The organism is Stenotrophomonas sp. STEN009, assembly GCF_056760395.1.
In genome coordinates this window covers 26,248-39,715 of record NZ_JBRRES010000002.1, presented here as the reverse complement: position 1 = coordinate 39,715, position 13,468 = coordinate 26,248, and the positions used below count along the sequence as shown (strand labels likewise).

General features: G+C 67.6%; 12 protein-coding genes. 8 read left to right on the top strand and 4 right to left on the bottom strand.

Features of this window, described 5'->3' with window-relative positions:
- Positions 1 to 81: 81 nt before the first annotated feature.
- Both ACVOMM_RS01230 and ACVOMM_RS01225 read right to left on the bottom strand, forming a co-directional pair.
- Positions 82 to 393 carry a DUF3817 domain-containing protein gene (locus ACVOMM_RS01230; RefSeq protein ID WP_164152567.1) on the bottom strand — a complete coding sequence of 104 codons (312 nt, stop codon included), beginning with the start codon at positions 391 to 393 and terminating at the stop codon, positions 82 to 84.
- A 126-nt stretch (positions 394 to 519) separates the two neighbouring features.
- Positions 520 to 1,455, bottom strand: coding sequence for a TIGR03571 family LLM class oxidoreductase (locus ACVOMM_RS01225; protein WP_164152566.1), 936 nt, complete (start codon positions 1,453 to 1,455; stop codon positions 520 to 522).
- Between the two features lie 183 nt (positions 1,456 to 1,638).
- Here ACVOMM_RS01225 and ACVOMM_RS01220 point away from each other — a divergent pair, with 183 nt between their 5' ends.
- The 4 genes from ACVOMM_RS01220 to ACVOMM_RS01205 all read left to right on the top strand — a co-directional run bounded on the left by ACVOMM_RS01220 (position 1,639) and on the right by ACVOMM_RS01205 (position 4,798).
- The gene (locus tag ACVOMM_RS01220; RefSeq protein WP_481525830.1) at positions 1,639 to 3,159 is read left to right on the top strand and encodes a thioredoxin family protein; all 1,521 of its coding nucleotides are present in this window, start codon (positions 1,639 to 1,641) and stop codon (positions 3,157 to 3,159) included.
- A 99-nt stretch (positions 3,160 to 3,258) separates the two neighbouring features.
- Entirely contained in the window at positions 3,259 to 3,888 is a 630-nt protein-coding gene (locus tag ACVOMM_RS01215) for a superoxide dismutase (protein WP_180875294.1), read from the top strand.
- Positions 3,885 to 4,463 (top strand): flavin reductase family protein, encoded by a 579-nt coding sequence (locus tag ACVOMM_RS01210; RefSeq protein ID WP_481525773.1) that lies wholly within the window; start codon positions 3,885 to 3,887, stop codon positions 4,461 to 4,463. The genes ACVOMM_RS01215 and ACVOMM_RS01210 overlap by 4 nt, the downstream gene beginning before the upstream one ends.
- Positions 4,460 to 4,798 carry a tetratricopeptide repeat protein gene (locus ACVOMM_RS01205; RefSeq protein ID WP_180875296.1) on the top strand — a complete coding sequence of 113 codons (339 nt, stop codon included), beginning with the start codon at positions 4,460 to 4,462 and terminating at the stop codon, positions 4,796 to 4,798. The genes ACVOMM_RS01210 and ACVOMM_RS01205 overlap by 4 nt, the downstream gene beginning before the upstream one ends.
- A gap of 27 nt (positions 4,799 to 4,825) precedes the next feature.
- On the opposite strand, the gene ACVOMM_RS01200 is transcribed toward ACVOMM_RS01205, so the two are convergent.
- The gene (locus ACVOMM_RS01200) at positions 4,826 to 5,974 is read right to left on the bottom strand and encodes a fatty acid desaturase family protein (protein WP_053517809.1); all 1,149 of its coding nucleotides are present in this window, start codon (positions 5,972 to 5,974) and stop codon (positions 4,826 to 4,828) included.
- 12 nt (positions 5,975 to 5,986) lie between these two features.
- Complete coding sequence (locus ACVOMM_RS01195) at positions 5,987 to 7,057, bottom strand: ferredoxin reductase (RefSeq protein ID WP_197600077.1); 1,071 nt, start codon at positions 7,055 to 7,057, stop codon at positions 5,987 to 5,989.
- Positions 7,058 to 7,150: 93 nt separating this feature from the next.
- On the opposite strand from ACVOMM_RS01195, the gene fabR reads away from it, so the two are divergent.
- From fabR to ACVOMM_RS01175, 4 genes are all read left to right on the top strand, one after another.
- Positions 7,151 to 7,807 carry an HTH-type transcriptional repressor FabR gene (fabR, locus tag ACVOMM_RS01190; protein ID WP_053517811.1) on the top strand — a complete coding sequence of 219 codons (657 nt, stop codon included), beginning with the start codon at positions 7,151 to 7,153 and terminating at the stop codon, positions 7,805 to 7,807.
- A gap of 330 nt (positions 7,808 to 8,137) precedes the next feature.
- Positions 8,138 to 10,516 carry an autotransporter family protein gene (locus ACVOMM_RS01185; RefSeq protein WP_481525772.1) on the top strand — a complete coding sequence of 793 codons (2,379 nt, stop codon included), beginning with the start codon at positions 8,138 to 8,140 and terminating at the stop codon, positions 10,514 to 10,516.
- A 238-nt stretch (positions 10,517 to 10,754) separates the two neighbouring features.
- Positions 10,755 to 12,911, top strand: coding sequence for a TonB-dependent receptor plug domain-containing protein (locus ACVOMM_RS01180; RefSeq protein WP_481525829.1), 2,157 nt, complete (start codon positions 10,755 to 10,757; stop codon positions 12,909 to 12,911).
- Complete coding sequence (locus ACVOMM_RS01175) at positions 12,901 to 13,449, top strand: thioredoxin-like domain-containing protein (protein WP_481525771.1); 549 nt, start codon at positions 12,901 to 12,903, stop codon at positions 13,447 to 13,449. Before ACVOMM_RS01180 ends, ACVOMM_RS01175 begins: the two co-directional genes overlap by 11 nt.
- The last annotated feature ends 19 nt before the right edge of the window (positions 13,450 to 13,468 follow it).

Below are 13,468 nucleotides of genomic sequence, written 5' to 3'. Positions count from 1 at the left end.
GCAGCGGCATCACCCTTAAATGATAACGGCTCGTATTTGCATTTGATACCCATTCAATTGAATGGACCCGCAACAGCCGTGTCAGCGCGTCACACGCGGCGACAGCAGGCCGCGACGGCGGAACCACCACTCCAGCGGCAGCGTGACCAGCGGCGGGACAGCAGCAAGCAGGGCCAGCGCGCTGGCCCACCATGGCCAGCGCAGGCGCACTGCGGAGAACAGGGTCACGGCCACGTACACCAGGAACGCCACGCCATGCAGCGGCCCGAACACCTTGACCAGGGCGACGTTGGCCTGCGGGCCGTACTTCAGCCACATGCCCACCAGCAGGCCGGCCCAGGTGATGGCCTCGATGAAGGCAACCACGGCGAACAGCCGTCCGACGGGGTGCATGGGATTGCCTGGGGTCACATCGGGCTCCTGCAGGGACAGAAGATGCGAATGATACGCAGATGCGAACGTTCAGGACACCGCCCACACGTCGGTAGCGCCGGGCCATGCCCGGCGGGCGCAGCACAGCTACCGGGGGATATGCGGCAGCACCCGCTCCCCGATCTCGCGCAGCACGGCCTCCACCGGCCGGCCGTTGTCGACCAGATTGAACATCACATGCGCCACGCCCTGCGCATGCACGCGCAGCAGATAGTCACGCAGGCCATCGCGGCCGACCTTCAGGCCAAGCGGCAACGGCTCGGCGGGTGCCTGCGGATCCGCCTGCAGGTCCAGCAGCATCGACTGCACGAACGGTCTGCCCGCCGCGCCCTGTTGCGCCAACGCCTGCTGCCACAGACCGATGCGTCCCTCCTGGGCAGCCTCCTCGCGGTGATAGGTGGCCCAGCCTTCAGACTCCCGGGCGATCCACTGCAGGCTCTGCCTGGCGGTACCCACCACCAGCATCGGAATACGCGCGGCCGGCGCAGGCAGCACGTCGAAGCCTCCGGTCACCTGCAGCACGGCGGCCCGCTCGTGTGCCTGCGGCGACAGCGCCGCCCGCAGCAACGACCAGCGCTCACGGAACGTCGCGGCCCTGCCCTCCAGATCCTCGCCGAACGCGGCGAATTCCTCCGGGCGGTCACCCGAACCCAGGCCCAGCACGAAACGCCCGCCGCTGATGCGGTCCAGGCTCAAGGCCGACTTCGCCACCTGCAGCGGCTGGCGCAATGGCAGCACGATGGCCGCACTGCCAACCACGATGCGCTCTGTCGCGGCGGCCAGCATGCCCAGCCACAGGAAGGGATCATCCAGCGCGCTCGCGGTCGCCTCCGGTCCCTGCGGCACCATCAAGGGCACGTCGCGCGTCCACAGCGCGGCAAAGCCGAGGTCATCGGCCAACCGGGCGATACGCCGCGCCTCATGCGGATCGGCCAACCCGTGCGCCGCCACCGGCGTCATCAGTCCCAGGCTCAGGCCCTGTTCTGCAAACAGCGCAGCGTAGGCAGAATTGAAATCGCTCATGCTGTCAGCTTAGCGTGGAGCCCTGCCGCAGGTGCGTGCCAAGCCGGTGGGTTCAATGGGGTGGTGTATCGGCAGAGGGTGCGGGCGGCGGACGTCATGCCCTGCAGCGCACCCTTCATGAGCAAACTGAATCAGCAGCCTCTGCCGTCATTCCTACAATGGCTTGTCACCCTGCCCTTCGAGATGCTGCCGATGCGCGTTGCGCTTTCCGTGTTGCTGCTGGCTTCGGCGCTGAGCGCCTGCACCCCGGCCCCGGGCTCCACCGCCAACTCCGCCGAGGCCCCCGCACCGGCGTCCGCCATCGCCTGGCGCCAGGGCGACGTCGACGACGCCTTCGCCGAAGCCGCCGACAGCGGCAAGCCGGTGCTGCTGTACTGGGGTGCGGTCTGGTGCCCACCGTGCAACCAGCTCAAGGCGGGTCTGTTCAAGGACCCGGCCTTCATCGCGCTGACCAGCAAATTCGTTCCCGTCTACCTGGATGGCGACGAGGAAGGTGCGCAGGCCTGGGGCGAGCGCTTCGGCGTGCGCGGCTATCCGACCCTGATCGTGCTGGACCCACAGCGCAACGAAATCACCCGCGTGGCCGGCGGCAACGATGCCGCCGAACTGACCCGGGCACTGACCGTGGCCGCAGGCCGCCGCAGTGCCGTTGCCGCCACCCTGGCCACCGCATTGACGACGCCGGAGCAACTGGCCGCCGAAGACTGGCAGGTGTTGGGCGACTACGGTTGGGAAGTCGACGCCAACCGCCTGGCCGGCGAACGCAACAGCCAGGACGTGCTGCGCCAGCTGTCCAAGGCCGCACCGGAGGCCGCCCTGCAGCGCCGTTTCGCTCTGCTTGCCTTGGCGACAGCCGAAAAGCCCGATGCCTCGCCCACCGAAGTGCGCGAGCTGCTGCAGGCCGTGCTGGCGCACCCCGCGGAGGTACGACGCAACCGCGAGCTGCTGGGCTATGCGGGCGTACAGCTGGTCAAGCAGGCCAGTACCGGGCCCGCCACCAGCAACACCCTGGGACAGCAACTGCTGGTCGCGCTCGAGCGCGCAGACGCCGAGCGTGGCGACCGCGCCGACGACGCGTTGTCGCGCGCGCTGACCGAAGTATCGCTGGCCCGACTGCAACAGCCCAAGGGCGCACTGCCCGCTACTCTGGTTGATCGGGTCAAGCAGCGCGTGGCCGCCGCCGATGCCGCCGCCACCGATGCGCATGCACGCCAGGCTACGATCAGCAGCGCGGTCTACGCACTGCGCCAGGTCGGCGACGACGCCGGCGCGGAGTCGCTGCTGCTGGCCGAACTGAAGCGCAGCGAGCAGCCGTACTACTACATGCCCGAGCTGGCCGAGCTGGCCGAGCAGCGCGGCGACACCGCCGGTGCTCTGGAGTGGCTGAAGCGTGCCTACGACGGTGCGCAGGGCCCGGCGACCCGGGTGCAATGGGGTGTGCTGTATGTGGAAGGCCTGCTGAAGCTTGCGCCGGACGATGCGCCGCGCATCGAGCAGGCGACCGCCTCGTTGATCGCCGAACTGGAGGCACAGCCGTCGGGCTACCACCAGCGCACCCGCCAGCGCTTCGAACGCCTGGCCGGGCAGCTGAAGGCATGGAGTGGCAAGCACCAGGGCGCGCAGACGCTGGCGCGGCTGCAGCAGCGGATGCAGCAGGCGTGCGGCAATCAGGTGGATGGGGCGTGCAGGGATTGGCTGGGTTGAGGGGATGAAGGCGCAGGCGGGTTGACCTCAACCAATGTTGAGGTGCGATAACAGTCTCCCCACGGCCAGCCCCTGGCCTTCGCTACGGAGACTGCTTCGATGTCGTACTCGCTTCCCCCGCTCCCCTATGCCTACGATGCCCTCGAACCGCATTTCGATGCGCGGACGATGGAGATCCACCACAGCAGGCACCACCAGACCTACGTCAGCAACCTCAATGCCGCGGTCGAGCAGGCCGGCCTTTCCGAACAGCCGGTCGAGGCGCTGATCGCCCGCCTCGATGCCGTGCCGGAGGCCCAGCGCGGCGCGGTCCGGAACAACGGTGGCGGCCACGCCAACCACAGCCTGTTCTGGACCGTGCTCAGCGCACACGGCGGCACGCCGGATGAGGTGCTGGCGGCGGCCATCGACCGTGACCTCGGCGGCTTCGATGCCTTCAAGGATGCCTTCAGCAAGGCGGCGCTCACCCGCTTCGGCAGCGGCTGGGCCTGGCTGACCAGCGATCGCGACGGTCGCCTGCGGGTTGAAAGCAGCGCCAACCAGGACAACCCGCTGATGGGCGCGGCGGCCGGCCTGTCCGGCAACACGCCGATCCTCGGCCTGGATGTGTGGGAGCACGCGTATTACCTGCATTACCAGAACCGCCGTCCGGACTACATCGGGGCGTTCTTCAACATCATCGACTGGGCCGAAGTCGGTCGCCGTTACCGCCAGGCGGGCGGCGCATGAGCACCGGCACTCCCCATTACGCCGGGCCGTGGGTAGGGGTGTTCCCCGCCCCGGCTCCGGTACCCTCGGTCAGTCTGCCGCCGCGTGCATTGCGGCGGCTGCTCGGCCACTTCCCTACCGGCGTGGCCATCGTCTGCACCCGCGACGCACGGGGCACACCGCTGGGCCTGACCATCAATTCCTTCGTGCCGGTGTCGCTGCAGCCGCCGCTGGTACTGTGGAACCTGGCCCTGCACGCACAGAGCCTGCAGGCCTTCCAGCGCGCCACGCGCTTCGCGATCAGCGTGCTGGGCGCGGACCAGGAAGCACTGGCGCGCACGTTCGCCGATCCCCAGGTGCGCAATCGTTTCGACGGCGTACCCCTGCTTCCAGACGAAGACGACGCGCCGCCGCGCATCGCCGGCGCGGTCGCGCACCTGACCTGCACCCGTCATGCGCAATGGCCGGTGGGTGATCACCTGCTGCTGGCCGGCCGCATCATCGAGATCAATGAGACCGGCGGTGCGCCGCTGATGTTCCACCGTGGCCGCTTCCTGCCGGGGCCGCTGGACACCCTGCGGGAGGTACAGACATGACCATCGAGGCACTGGAGGACCTGCTCGCCAACGGCCACGACAGCGCGCTGCTGCGCTTCGGGCTGGGCAAGGGTTGGCTCGACGCCGGCTATCCGGCGCGCGCGGCGACCCATCTGGGCCGCTGCGTGGCACTTGATCCGCATTACTCGGCGGCGTGGAAACTGCTGGGCAAGGCCTGGCTGGCGGGTGGCCAGCCGCAGGCGGCTCGCGAGGCATGGCAACGGGGCCTGAGCGTGGCCAGCCACCAGGGCGATGAGCAGGCTCGGAAGGAAATGCAGGTGTTTCTGCGCCGGCTAAAGCGCGAACAGCCGGCGCCGCAGGAGAGCGCGGGCTGAGCCGGCCGCACAGGCCGGCCGCATCGATCAGCCCGCGTTGGCCGGTGCCGGCGCCGTCATGATGTCCGGCATCGGCAGGCGGCGCGGCTTGCTCGGGAAGGCATGCCGCAGGATGCGCCACACCACCTGGCCGAACTGCCGTGGCAGCGAACCGTTGTTGTAGTGCTGACCGTAGCGAAGGCAGATCTCCTTCACTTCCTTGGCGATGGCCGCATAGCGGTTGGCCGGCAGATCCGGGTAGAAGTGGTGTTCGATCTGGTGGCTGAGGTTGCCCGACAGCACGTTGATCAGGAAACCACCGCTGATGTTCGACGAGCCACGCAGCTGGCGCAGGTACCAGTGGCCACGCGATTCGTTGCGCAGGCATTCTTTGGGGAACGTCTCCGATTCAGCGGTGAAGTGGCCGCAGAAGATGATCACGTAGGTCCAGATGTTGCGCAGGCCGTTGGCGACCAGGTTGCCCAGCATCACGGTCAAGAAGAACGGGCCGGCCAGCAGCGGGAACAGCACGTAATCCTTCAGCACCTGGCGCAGCATCTTGCGCGCCACCGGACGGGTCTGCAGCCACATCGCGCGGCTGCTGATGCGGCCCTTCAGCCAGCGCCCCAGGCGCAGGTCCTGGGCGGCCACGCCCCACTGGAACAGCAGCGCGAAGATCGGTGCGATGATCGGCTGCAGCAGATAGAACGGCTTCCAGCGCTGTTCCGGGAAGATGCGCAGCAGGCCGTAGCCGATGTCATCGTCCATGCCACGCACGTTGGTATAGGTGTGGTGGCGGAAATTGTGGGTCTTGCGCCAGTTGTCGGCGGTGGCAACGATGTCCCACTCGTAGGTGTTGCCGTTCAACTTCGGGTCGCCGGTCCAGTCGAACTGGCCGTGCATCACGTTGTGGCCCAGCTCCATGTTCTCCAGGATCTTCGACAGCGCCAGCATGAGCGTGCCGGCGATGGCGGCCGGCCACAGCAGCGGTGCCCACAGCAGCGGCGAGAACGCCGCCAGGAACAGCAGGCTGCGGCCGCCGACGCCGAACCAGCGCACGGCAGCGGCCACGCGCCGGATATAGCGCGTATCGGACGCGCCGAGACTGCCGATCACACGATCGCGGATCGCGTCGAGTTCCTGGCCGAAGGCGTTCATTTCGGCAGGACTCAGGGCACGGTCGGTAGCGCGGGTCATGGCAACGGTTCCTCAGAGATCCAGGGTCAGGTCGGTGGTCGGCGCACTCACGCAGATCCGTACGGGCTGTGCCGCTTCGGAATGCGTATCGCCGGTGCGCAGATGGCGGGTACCGCCACTGACGCGTTCACAGCTGCAGCTGTTGCAGATGCCCATGCGGCAGCCGTGCCGGGGCTTGATGCCCTGCGCTTCCAGGCTCTCCAGCAGGGAGCGGCCGCGCGGCACGCGCAGCTGGCGCCCACTGCGTGCCAGGGTCAGCGACACCTCGCCTTCGCCGTCGGCATCCAGCAGCGGCGCGGGCGGCGTGAAGGCTTCCGCCTGGAAACCGGCCACCTGATGCGCAAGGCGGCGGCGCGCGGCGGCAACGAAGCCGTCCGGGCCACAGGCCAGTACATGGCGCTGTGCCAGCGGCGTGTCATCGCCGGGAATCTGCAGGGCGTGGGTATCGATGCGCGCGGCCGGCACCTCGCCCTCGCGGGTGGTCAGCAGGTGCACGCGCAGGCCCGGCGTCGCTGTCGCCAGCGTATGCAGTTCGTCACGGAACTGGATGGCGGCCGCTGTGCGTTCCCAGTAGAACAGGTCCACCGGCGCGCCCAGCGGTCGCTGGCAGGCCTCGCGCAGCAGGCTGCGCATCGGCGTGATGCCGCTGCCCGCCGCCAGCAGCAACACCGGCGCGGCGGCCGGCATATGGAAGTCACCGAAGGCGGCATCGATGCGGAACAGGTCACCGGGCCGCGCCTGGTTCACCAAGTGCTGGCTGACCCGCCCCCCTTCCACGGCCTTGACGGTAATGGCCAGTTCGCGGCCACTCAGCGGGGTCGGGCTGTAGCTGCGCTGCCATACCCGCCCCTCAAGCTCGACGCCGAGGGTGACGTGCTGGCCGGCGCGCATGCCGGCCCAGTGCCGGTTGCAGCGCAGGATCAGGGTGGCCGCGCCCTCGCCCGCTGGTTCGCGTCGGACCAGGCGTGCCAAGGGCTCGCGCAGCGTCCACAACGGATTGATCTGGCCGGCCCAGAAATCGAACAGCGTGGGCGACAGCCAGCGGTGCAGGGAAAACGGGGACGGACGGACGACAGCGCTCATGGCAGCCACTATACGGGCGCACATACACCTGTGTATACACGTGTATATTGAACCGGATTGGGTATGATTCAGCCTTGCCCCACCGGAACCCTCATGGCCGCTGCCACCGTCCTGTCGATACCCGAAGATGCGCAGAGCCCGGCCCGCCGTACGGTGAGCCGCGAAGATCTGCTGGCCGCAGCCCTGAAGCTGATCGGCCCGCACCGCAGCCTGTCCACCCTCAGCCTGCGCGAGGTCGCGCGTGAGGCAGGCATCGCGCCGAACAGCTTCTACCGGCAGTTCCGCGACATGGACGAACTCGCCGTGGCCCTCATCGATGTGGCCGGCCGCTCGCTGCGCACCATCATCGGCGAGGCGCGGCAGCGCGCGACCTCCTCCGCCACCAGCGTGGTGCGGGTATCAGTGGAGACCTTCATGGAGCAGCTGCGCGCAGACGACAAGCTGCTGCACGTCCTGCTGCGCGAAGGCGCAGTCGGTTCGGATGACTTCAAGCACGCCGTCGAGCGCGAGCTGCACTACTTCGAGGAAGAGCTGCAGCACGACCTGGTGCGCCTGGCGGCCCTCGACGGCGCGGTGCTGCATGCACCGGAACTGGTGGCCAAGGCGATCACCCGCCTGGTGTTCGCGATGGGCGCCACCGCGATGGACCTGCCGCCGGAGAAAGATCCGGAACTGGTCGAACAGATCTCCACGATGATCCGCATGATCATCGTCGGCGCCCGCACCCCGGCCGCCTTCCGCCGCGGCTGATCGCACAGGTGGCCATGCGCCACCGCGCTGCGATGTTGCGCCGCAGCATGTTTGCCGGTGCCGCCGGGGCGATTGCGTGACCCACATCACGATTTAGATCGGTGAAAGTGTTCTCGCATGAGCCTGACGGGCGCTTCATGCCGCTTTCACTTCGCGAGGACTATCCAGCACCCACGAATTCCGCAGCTGAATAGGTCGATGCTGGCTGAAGCTGGATGGAAAACGTTGCAGGTGTTTCAGACGAATTGCATGGCTCTTCGGGCCGTCGCCCCGCAGAGTGCCGCCTCCGGCCTGTGGGGACGGGCCCATCCAACGTTCTGGAGAGAAACCATGTACACGATGAGATCCGCTTCACGCGCCCTGCCCGCGCAGGTCGCTCCGCTTGCGCTGGCCCTGGCGGCCTGCGTCGGCGTGCCGCTGACAGGTCATGCCCAGTCAGTTTCGGTCCCGGCCGGCACCACGCTGACGGTGGATCCGGGAAGCCCTTATGAGGGCCGAGATTTTTCCGTCGAGGGAACATTGAACCTCAATGGCGTCAGTGTGGGTCGCGTGGGTGCCCGCGAGGGGGGCGTCGTCAATGCGACGGACACGACCATTACCAGCAATGTGTCGGGAGCGGGAGCATCGATAACCAACTCGCAGGGCCGCTTCCTCAGGTCGGAGATCGTCAACACGAATGCCAGCGGCGTCGGCCTTTCAACCAGCGCGCTGGTTAACGCCCCCACCCCTCAGCCTCTCAGCTTCGTCCAGCTCATCGACAGCAAGGTGTCGGGTGCCGCCATTGGTGCTCAGGCCAGTGGTGGCGGCACCATCGTTGCCGAGCGCTCGACCTTCTCCGGAGCCATCGGCATGCGCAGCCTGGCCGGCTCGATCGAGCTGCGTGATGGCTCCGCCGCCATCGGCAGCGACATCGGCCTGCTACTGGGAAATTCCAGACTGAGCCAACCCCCCTATGCGGACCCTGCGGACTGGCATGTACTGGTGGATGGATCACGCGTAGAGGGCACCACCGGTCCCGCCGTCAAGGTGAGAATGGAGATTGGCCGTGCTCCCGATCTGGCACGCCTGACCGTCCAGAACGGCGCAACGCTCATCGGTGGCAACGGCAATCTGGTGGAAGTCGACCCCGATCTGGCACTCGATTTCACCGCCCGCACGTCCACCCTCAACGGCAACTTCGTCATCGCCGATACCGCCAGCACGACCCTGCGCTTCCTCGAGGGGCTGGTGCTGACCGGACAGATCACCGGCCCGGCCGAGGTGATCGTCGACCAGGGCGGACGCTGGACGCTGTCCGGTGACAGCAGCACCGGCAACCTCACCCTCGGCGCGGACAGCCATATCCTGCTCGGCGCGGAGGGTCAGGCGGCGTATGCGCAGTTGACCGTCAATGGCGATTACACCGGCAACGGCGGCATCCTGCATTTCAACACCGTGCTGGCCGGCGACGCCGCCGCCAGTTCGCGCCTGCATGTGACCGGCGCCACCAGCGGCACCACCAACGTCACTGTCAACAACATCGCGGGCGCTGGCGCGCAGACGGTCGACGGCATCCTGCTGGTCCAGGTCGATGGCGCCAGCAACGGCAGCTTCGCGCTGCAGGGCCGCGCCATCGGCGGCATGTACGAGTACTTCCTGCACAAAGGCTCGGCCACGACGGCCAACGGCAACTGGTACCTGACCTCGGCCTACACGGGCAATCCATGCGATATCAATCCTTCCCTGCCGGAGTGCGATCCGGAGGATCCGGTGATTCCTCCTCCCGATCCTGACCCCGATCCCGAACCCGTGCTGCGCCCGGAGCCGGGTGCCTATCTGGCCAACCAGATCGCGGCCAAGCAGATGTTCCAGGTACGTCGTCACGATCGCGGCGAGCCCGGCTTCGACCGCGCGCGCCCGGGAACCTGGGTGCGTGGTGGCCGCGATCAGATCCAGGCCAGCATTGCCGGCCAGGTCGATGCTCGCACGCATCTCAACGTCCTGCAGCTGGGCAGCGATCTGTGGCGCTGGAGCGACGGGCGCGGCCAGGTGGGCGTGATGCTCGGCACCGGCGACGCCACCACCCGCGCAGTCTCCATGCTGTCCGGCTATGGCACCCGCGGCAGGATCAAGGGCAAATCGGCAGGCGTGTACCTGGGCTGGGTGCAGGATGCACAGAGCAGCGGCGGTCTGTACGTGGACGGCTGGGTGCAGGCTGCCCGCTTCGACAATGATGTGCAGGGCGAGGGCATTGCGGCGGAAACCTACGATGCGGACGTCCGCAGCGCGTCGCTGGAGCTCGGCTACGCCTGGGCGATCCGCACCCGCGAGGCCAGCACTCTGTACCTGCAGCCGCAGGCACAGCTGACCTGGACCGACTACGACAGTGACAGCCTGGTTGAGGACAACGGAACGCGGGTCGAGGATGGCCGCAGCATCGGGCTGAACAGCCGGCTGGGTGTGCGTCTGTTTGGACAGAGCACCCTGCGCGGCAATCGCGTACAACCCTTCCTGGCGGTCAACTGGCTGCGCGGCCAGCGAGATCCCTCGATGCGCTTCAACGAAGAGCTGTTGAGCGCGAAGACGCCCGACAGCCGCTACGAAATGCAGGCGGGCGCGCAGCTGCAGCTGGGGCAACGCTGGAGTGCCTGGGGCGACCTGCGCGTGCAGCGCGGCGACAGCGGCTATCGCAACCACGGTGCACAGGTCGGCCTGCGCGCCGCCTGGTAACACCCGGCGTCCCGCCCGGAACCCGCGCCTGAACACCCCTGCCGGATATGACATCCGGCAGGGGTGACGTCGTCTATTGTAATGTTATAACACCGTCGTTCCTGATGAGGCGTCCTGTGCCGTGCCCATGAAAGCAGCGTCGCGCTTTATATAGCAATTGCTATATCTATGAGCATTTGCTTTCATGTATCCCAGCCAGGTCGCCCTCGCCGCTCTCTTCCCCAAGGACGACGCCTCCATGCCCCACGCCGTGCCGCCGTGCCACCTTCCGCTGGTCACCGCCATCTTCTTTGCCCTGTCGACCCCGGTACTAGCCGGCACGCCCTCGCCCACGCAGCTGGACCGGGTGCAGGTCAAGGTCAGTACCGCCACGCGCAGCGAGCGCCTGCTTGCCGATGTGCCGATCCGTACCGAAGTGCTGCGCAGGGAGGACATCGCGCTGCGTGCGGCCACCGATTTCTCCCGTGCGGTCGAACTGATCAATGGCCTGCGCGTGGAAAGCAACTGCCAGAACTGCAACACCAGCGAAGTGCAGCTGCTGGGCCTGCCGGGTGCCTACAACCAGCTGCTGTTCGACGGCATCCCGCTGCTGTCCACGCTGGGCAGCGTGTACGGCCTGGAGCAGATTCCCGCCGGCTTCGTCGATCGCATCGAAGTGGTCAAGGGCGGTGGCTCGGCGCTGTATGGACCCGGCGCGGTGGCCGGCGTGATCAACCTGGTTCCGCCCCTGCCCTCGCGCAGTGGTGGCCATGTGCAGGCCGGCGTGGATGTGCTGCGTGGCACGCCGCAGAAGAATGCAGATGTCCGGCTGGATCTGGTCGCCGCGCAAATCGATGCCGGGCTGTCGGTGATCGCCCAGCGCAACTGGAACAGTGGCATCGACTACAACGGTGATGACTACACCGAGATCACGCGCAAGGATCTCAAGGTCGGTGGACTGCAGGCCTGGTATGCGCCCACACCGGGAACACGGCTGCGCGTGGACGTGCAGGTCACCGATGAAAGCCGGCGCGGCGGCAACCGCCTCGACCAGCCGGAGTATCTGGCCAACATCGCAGAATCGCTCGACACCACGTACCGGCGTGGCAGCGTGTCCTGGGACCAGGAAGTAAGCCCGGACATCGACTTCCGCCTCGCCTATGCCTTCGCCGACATCGATCGCGACAGCTTCTATGGCGGTCTCGGCGATGTGGTCACCGACCCGTCGGCAGCCGGATACGATCCCTCCGAGCTCGACCCCACCGTGGCCGGCAGCGCCGCCTCGCGCTCCTGGCGGCAATACGGACGCACGCACAATCCGCTGCATTACCTCGACAGCCAGTTGAACTGGCGGCTGGGCGCGCATGCCCTGGCGTTCGGCGTGCAGTACAAGCACGAGCGCCTGCGCGACGACAACCGGACCGGTGACGGCCAGCGCCTGGCCGTGCTGGAGGACGCCAGCTTCCACAACCTGGGCGCCTTCGTGCAGGACGAATGGAGCCTGCGCGAGGACATCGACCTGGTGATCGGCGCGCGCGTGGACAAGAGTTCCGAACTGGACAACGCGGTGCTCTCACCGCGTGTCGCCTTGGCCTGGCAGGCCACGGAGAACGTGAAGTGGCGGGCGGGCATTGCCAGCGGATTCCGCGCACCGGAAATCTTCGTCGAGGATGTGCATGTGGACACGCTCGGTGGCGAGCAGGTGCGCGTGCGCAATGCCGACGGCCTGAAGGAGGAACGTGCGCTGACCACCCTGCTCGGCTTCGACTGGCGTTCGGATCCGGCCGAGCCGGTGTGGACGTGGGATACCACCGCCTCCTACGCGCGCATCCGTGACACCTTTGCGCTGGGCGAGATCCTGCGCGGCGCCGATGGCCGGCTCGGCCAGCTGCGCTACAACGCCTCGGGCTCGGACGTACTGGGCATGGAAACCAATCTGGGCTGGCAACCCTCGCCGCAATGGCGTCTTACCGCGGGCGCATCGTGGTACCGCTCGCGCTTCCGCGAACCCCAGCGCATCTTCGATGACACCGGCGAGGGCGGCGACACCGTGATCGACAGCCGCGACTACCTCAAGACCCCTCGCTGGACCGGGCTGGCCCAGCTCGGCTGGTTGCCTTCGGAACCGTGGGAGACCTTCATCGCGCTGCGCCACACCGGTTCAATGCCAGTGCTGAACAACCGGCTGGGTGAACTGCACCGCACCCGTGCCTTCTGGGTGACCGACCTGGGTGCCCGCTGGCATCGCCACCTGGGGGTGGGCGCCGAACAGGAGGTGTCCGTGGCAGCCGGAGTCAAGAACGTGTTCGATCAGCGGCAGAAGGATCTTGAAGCCGGCGCGCTGCGCGACAGCGACTACGTCTACGGGCCCCGCTTCGCGCGCTCGTGGTATGTCAGCCTGCGCTATGCGTTCTGAAGCACTGCGCGTTCTGCTGTGCGCCGGCAGCGCGCTGATGGCCGCGCCGGTCGCGGCAGAGAATCTGCACGCGCAGGTCTCGGCGTCGCTGATGCGACCAGAGGCGCGATCGCTGCGCCCGATGCAGTGGTCGCCGCCGCCGCGATTGATCGCGCTGTACTTCGGTGCGGACTGGTGCGCGCCCTGCCATGCCTTCGTGCCGACCCTGCGCAGCGTGCGTGACGCACTGCGCGAGGCCGGTGCGGACACCGAGGTGGTGTACGTCAGCCAGGATGAGAGCGAGGCCGCGCTGCGCCGCTACATGCGCCGCCAGGACATGCCGTGGCCGGTGCTGGACCCGCGCAGGGCCGCGCGCATGCCGGTGCTGCAGGCCCTGGCCGGCCCCGCGCCGCCCAATCTGGTGCTGATCGACGCGGAAGGTCGCGTGCTGGCGAAGGGGTGGCATGGGCGGCGCTATGAGGGTCTGCAGCCTGTGCTGAAGCTGTGGCAGGCACGGGCATGCGCACAGGAACAGGCGCGCTGCCCGCCGCTTGAGTGATCTGCGGCTCCTTCCACGG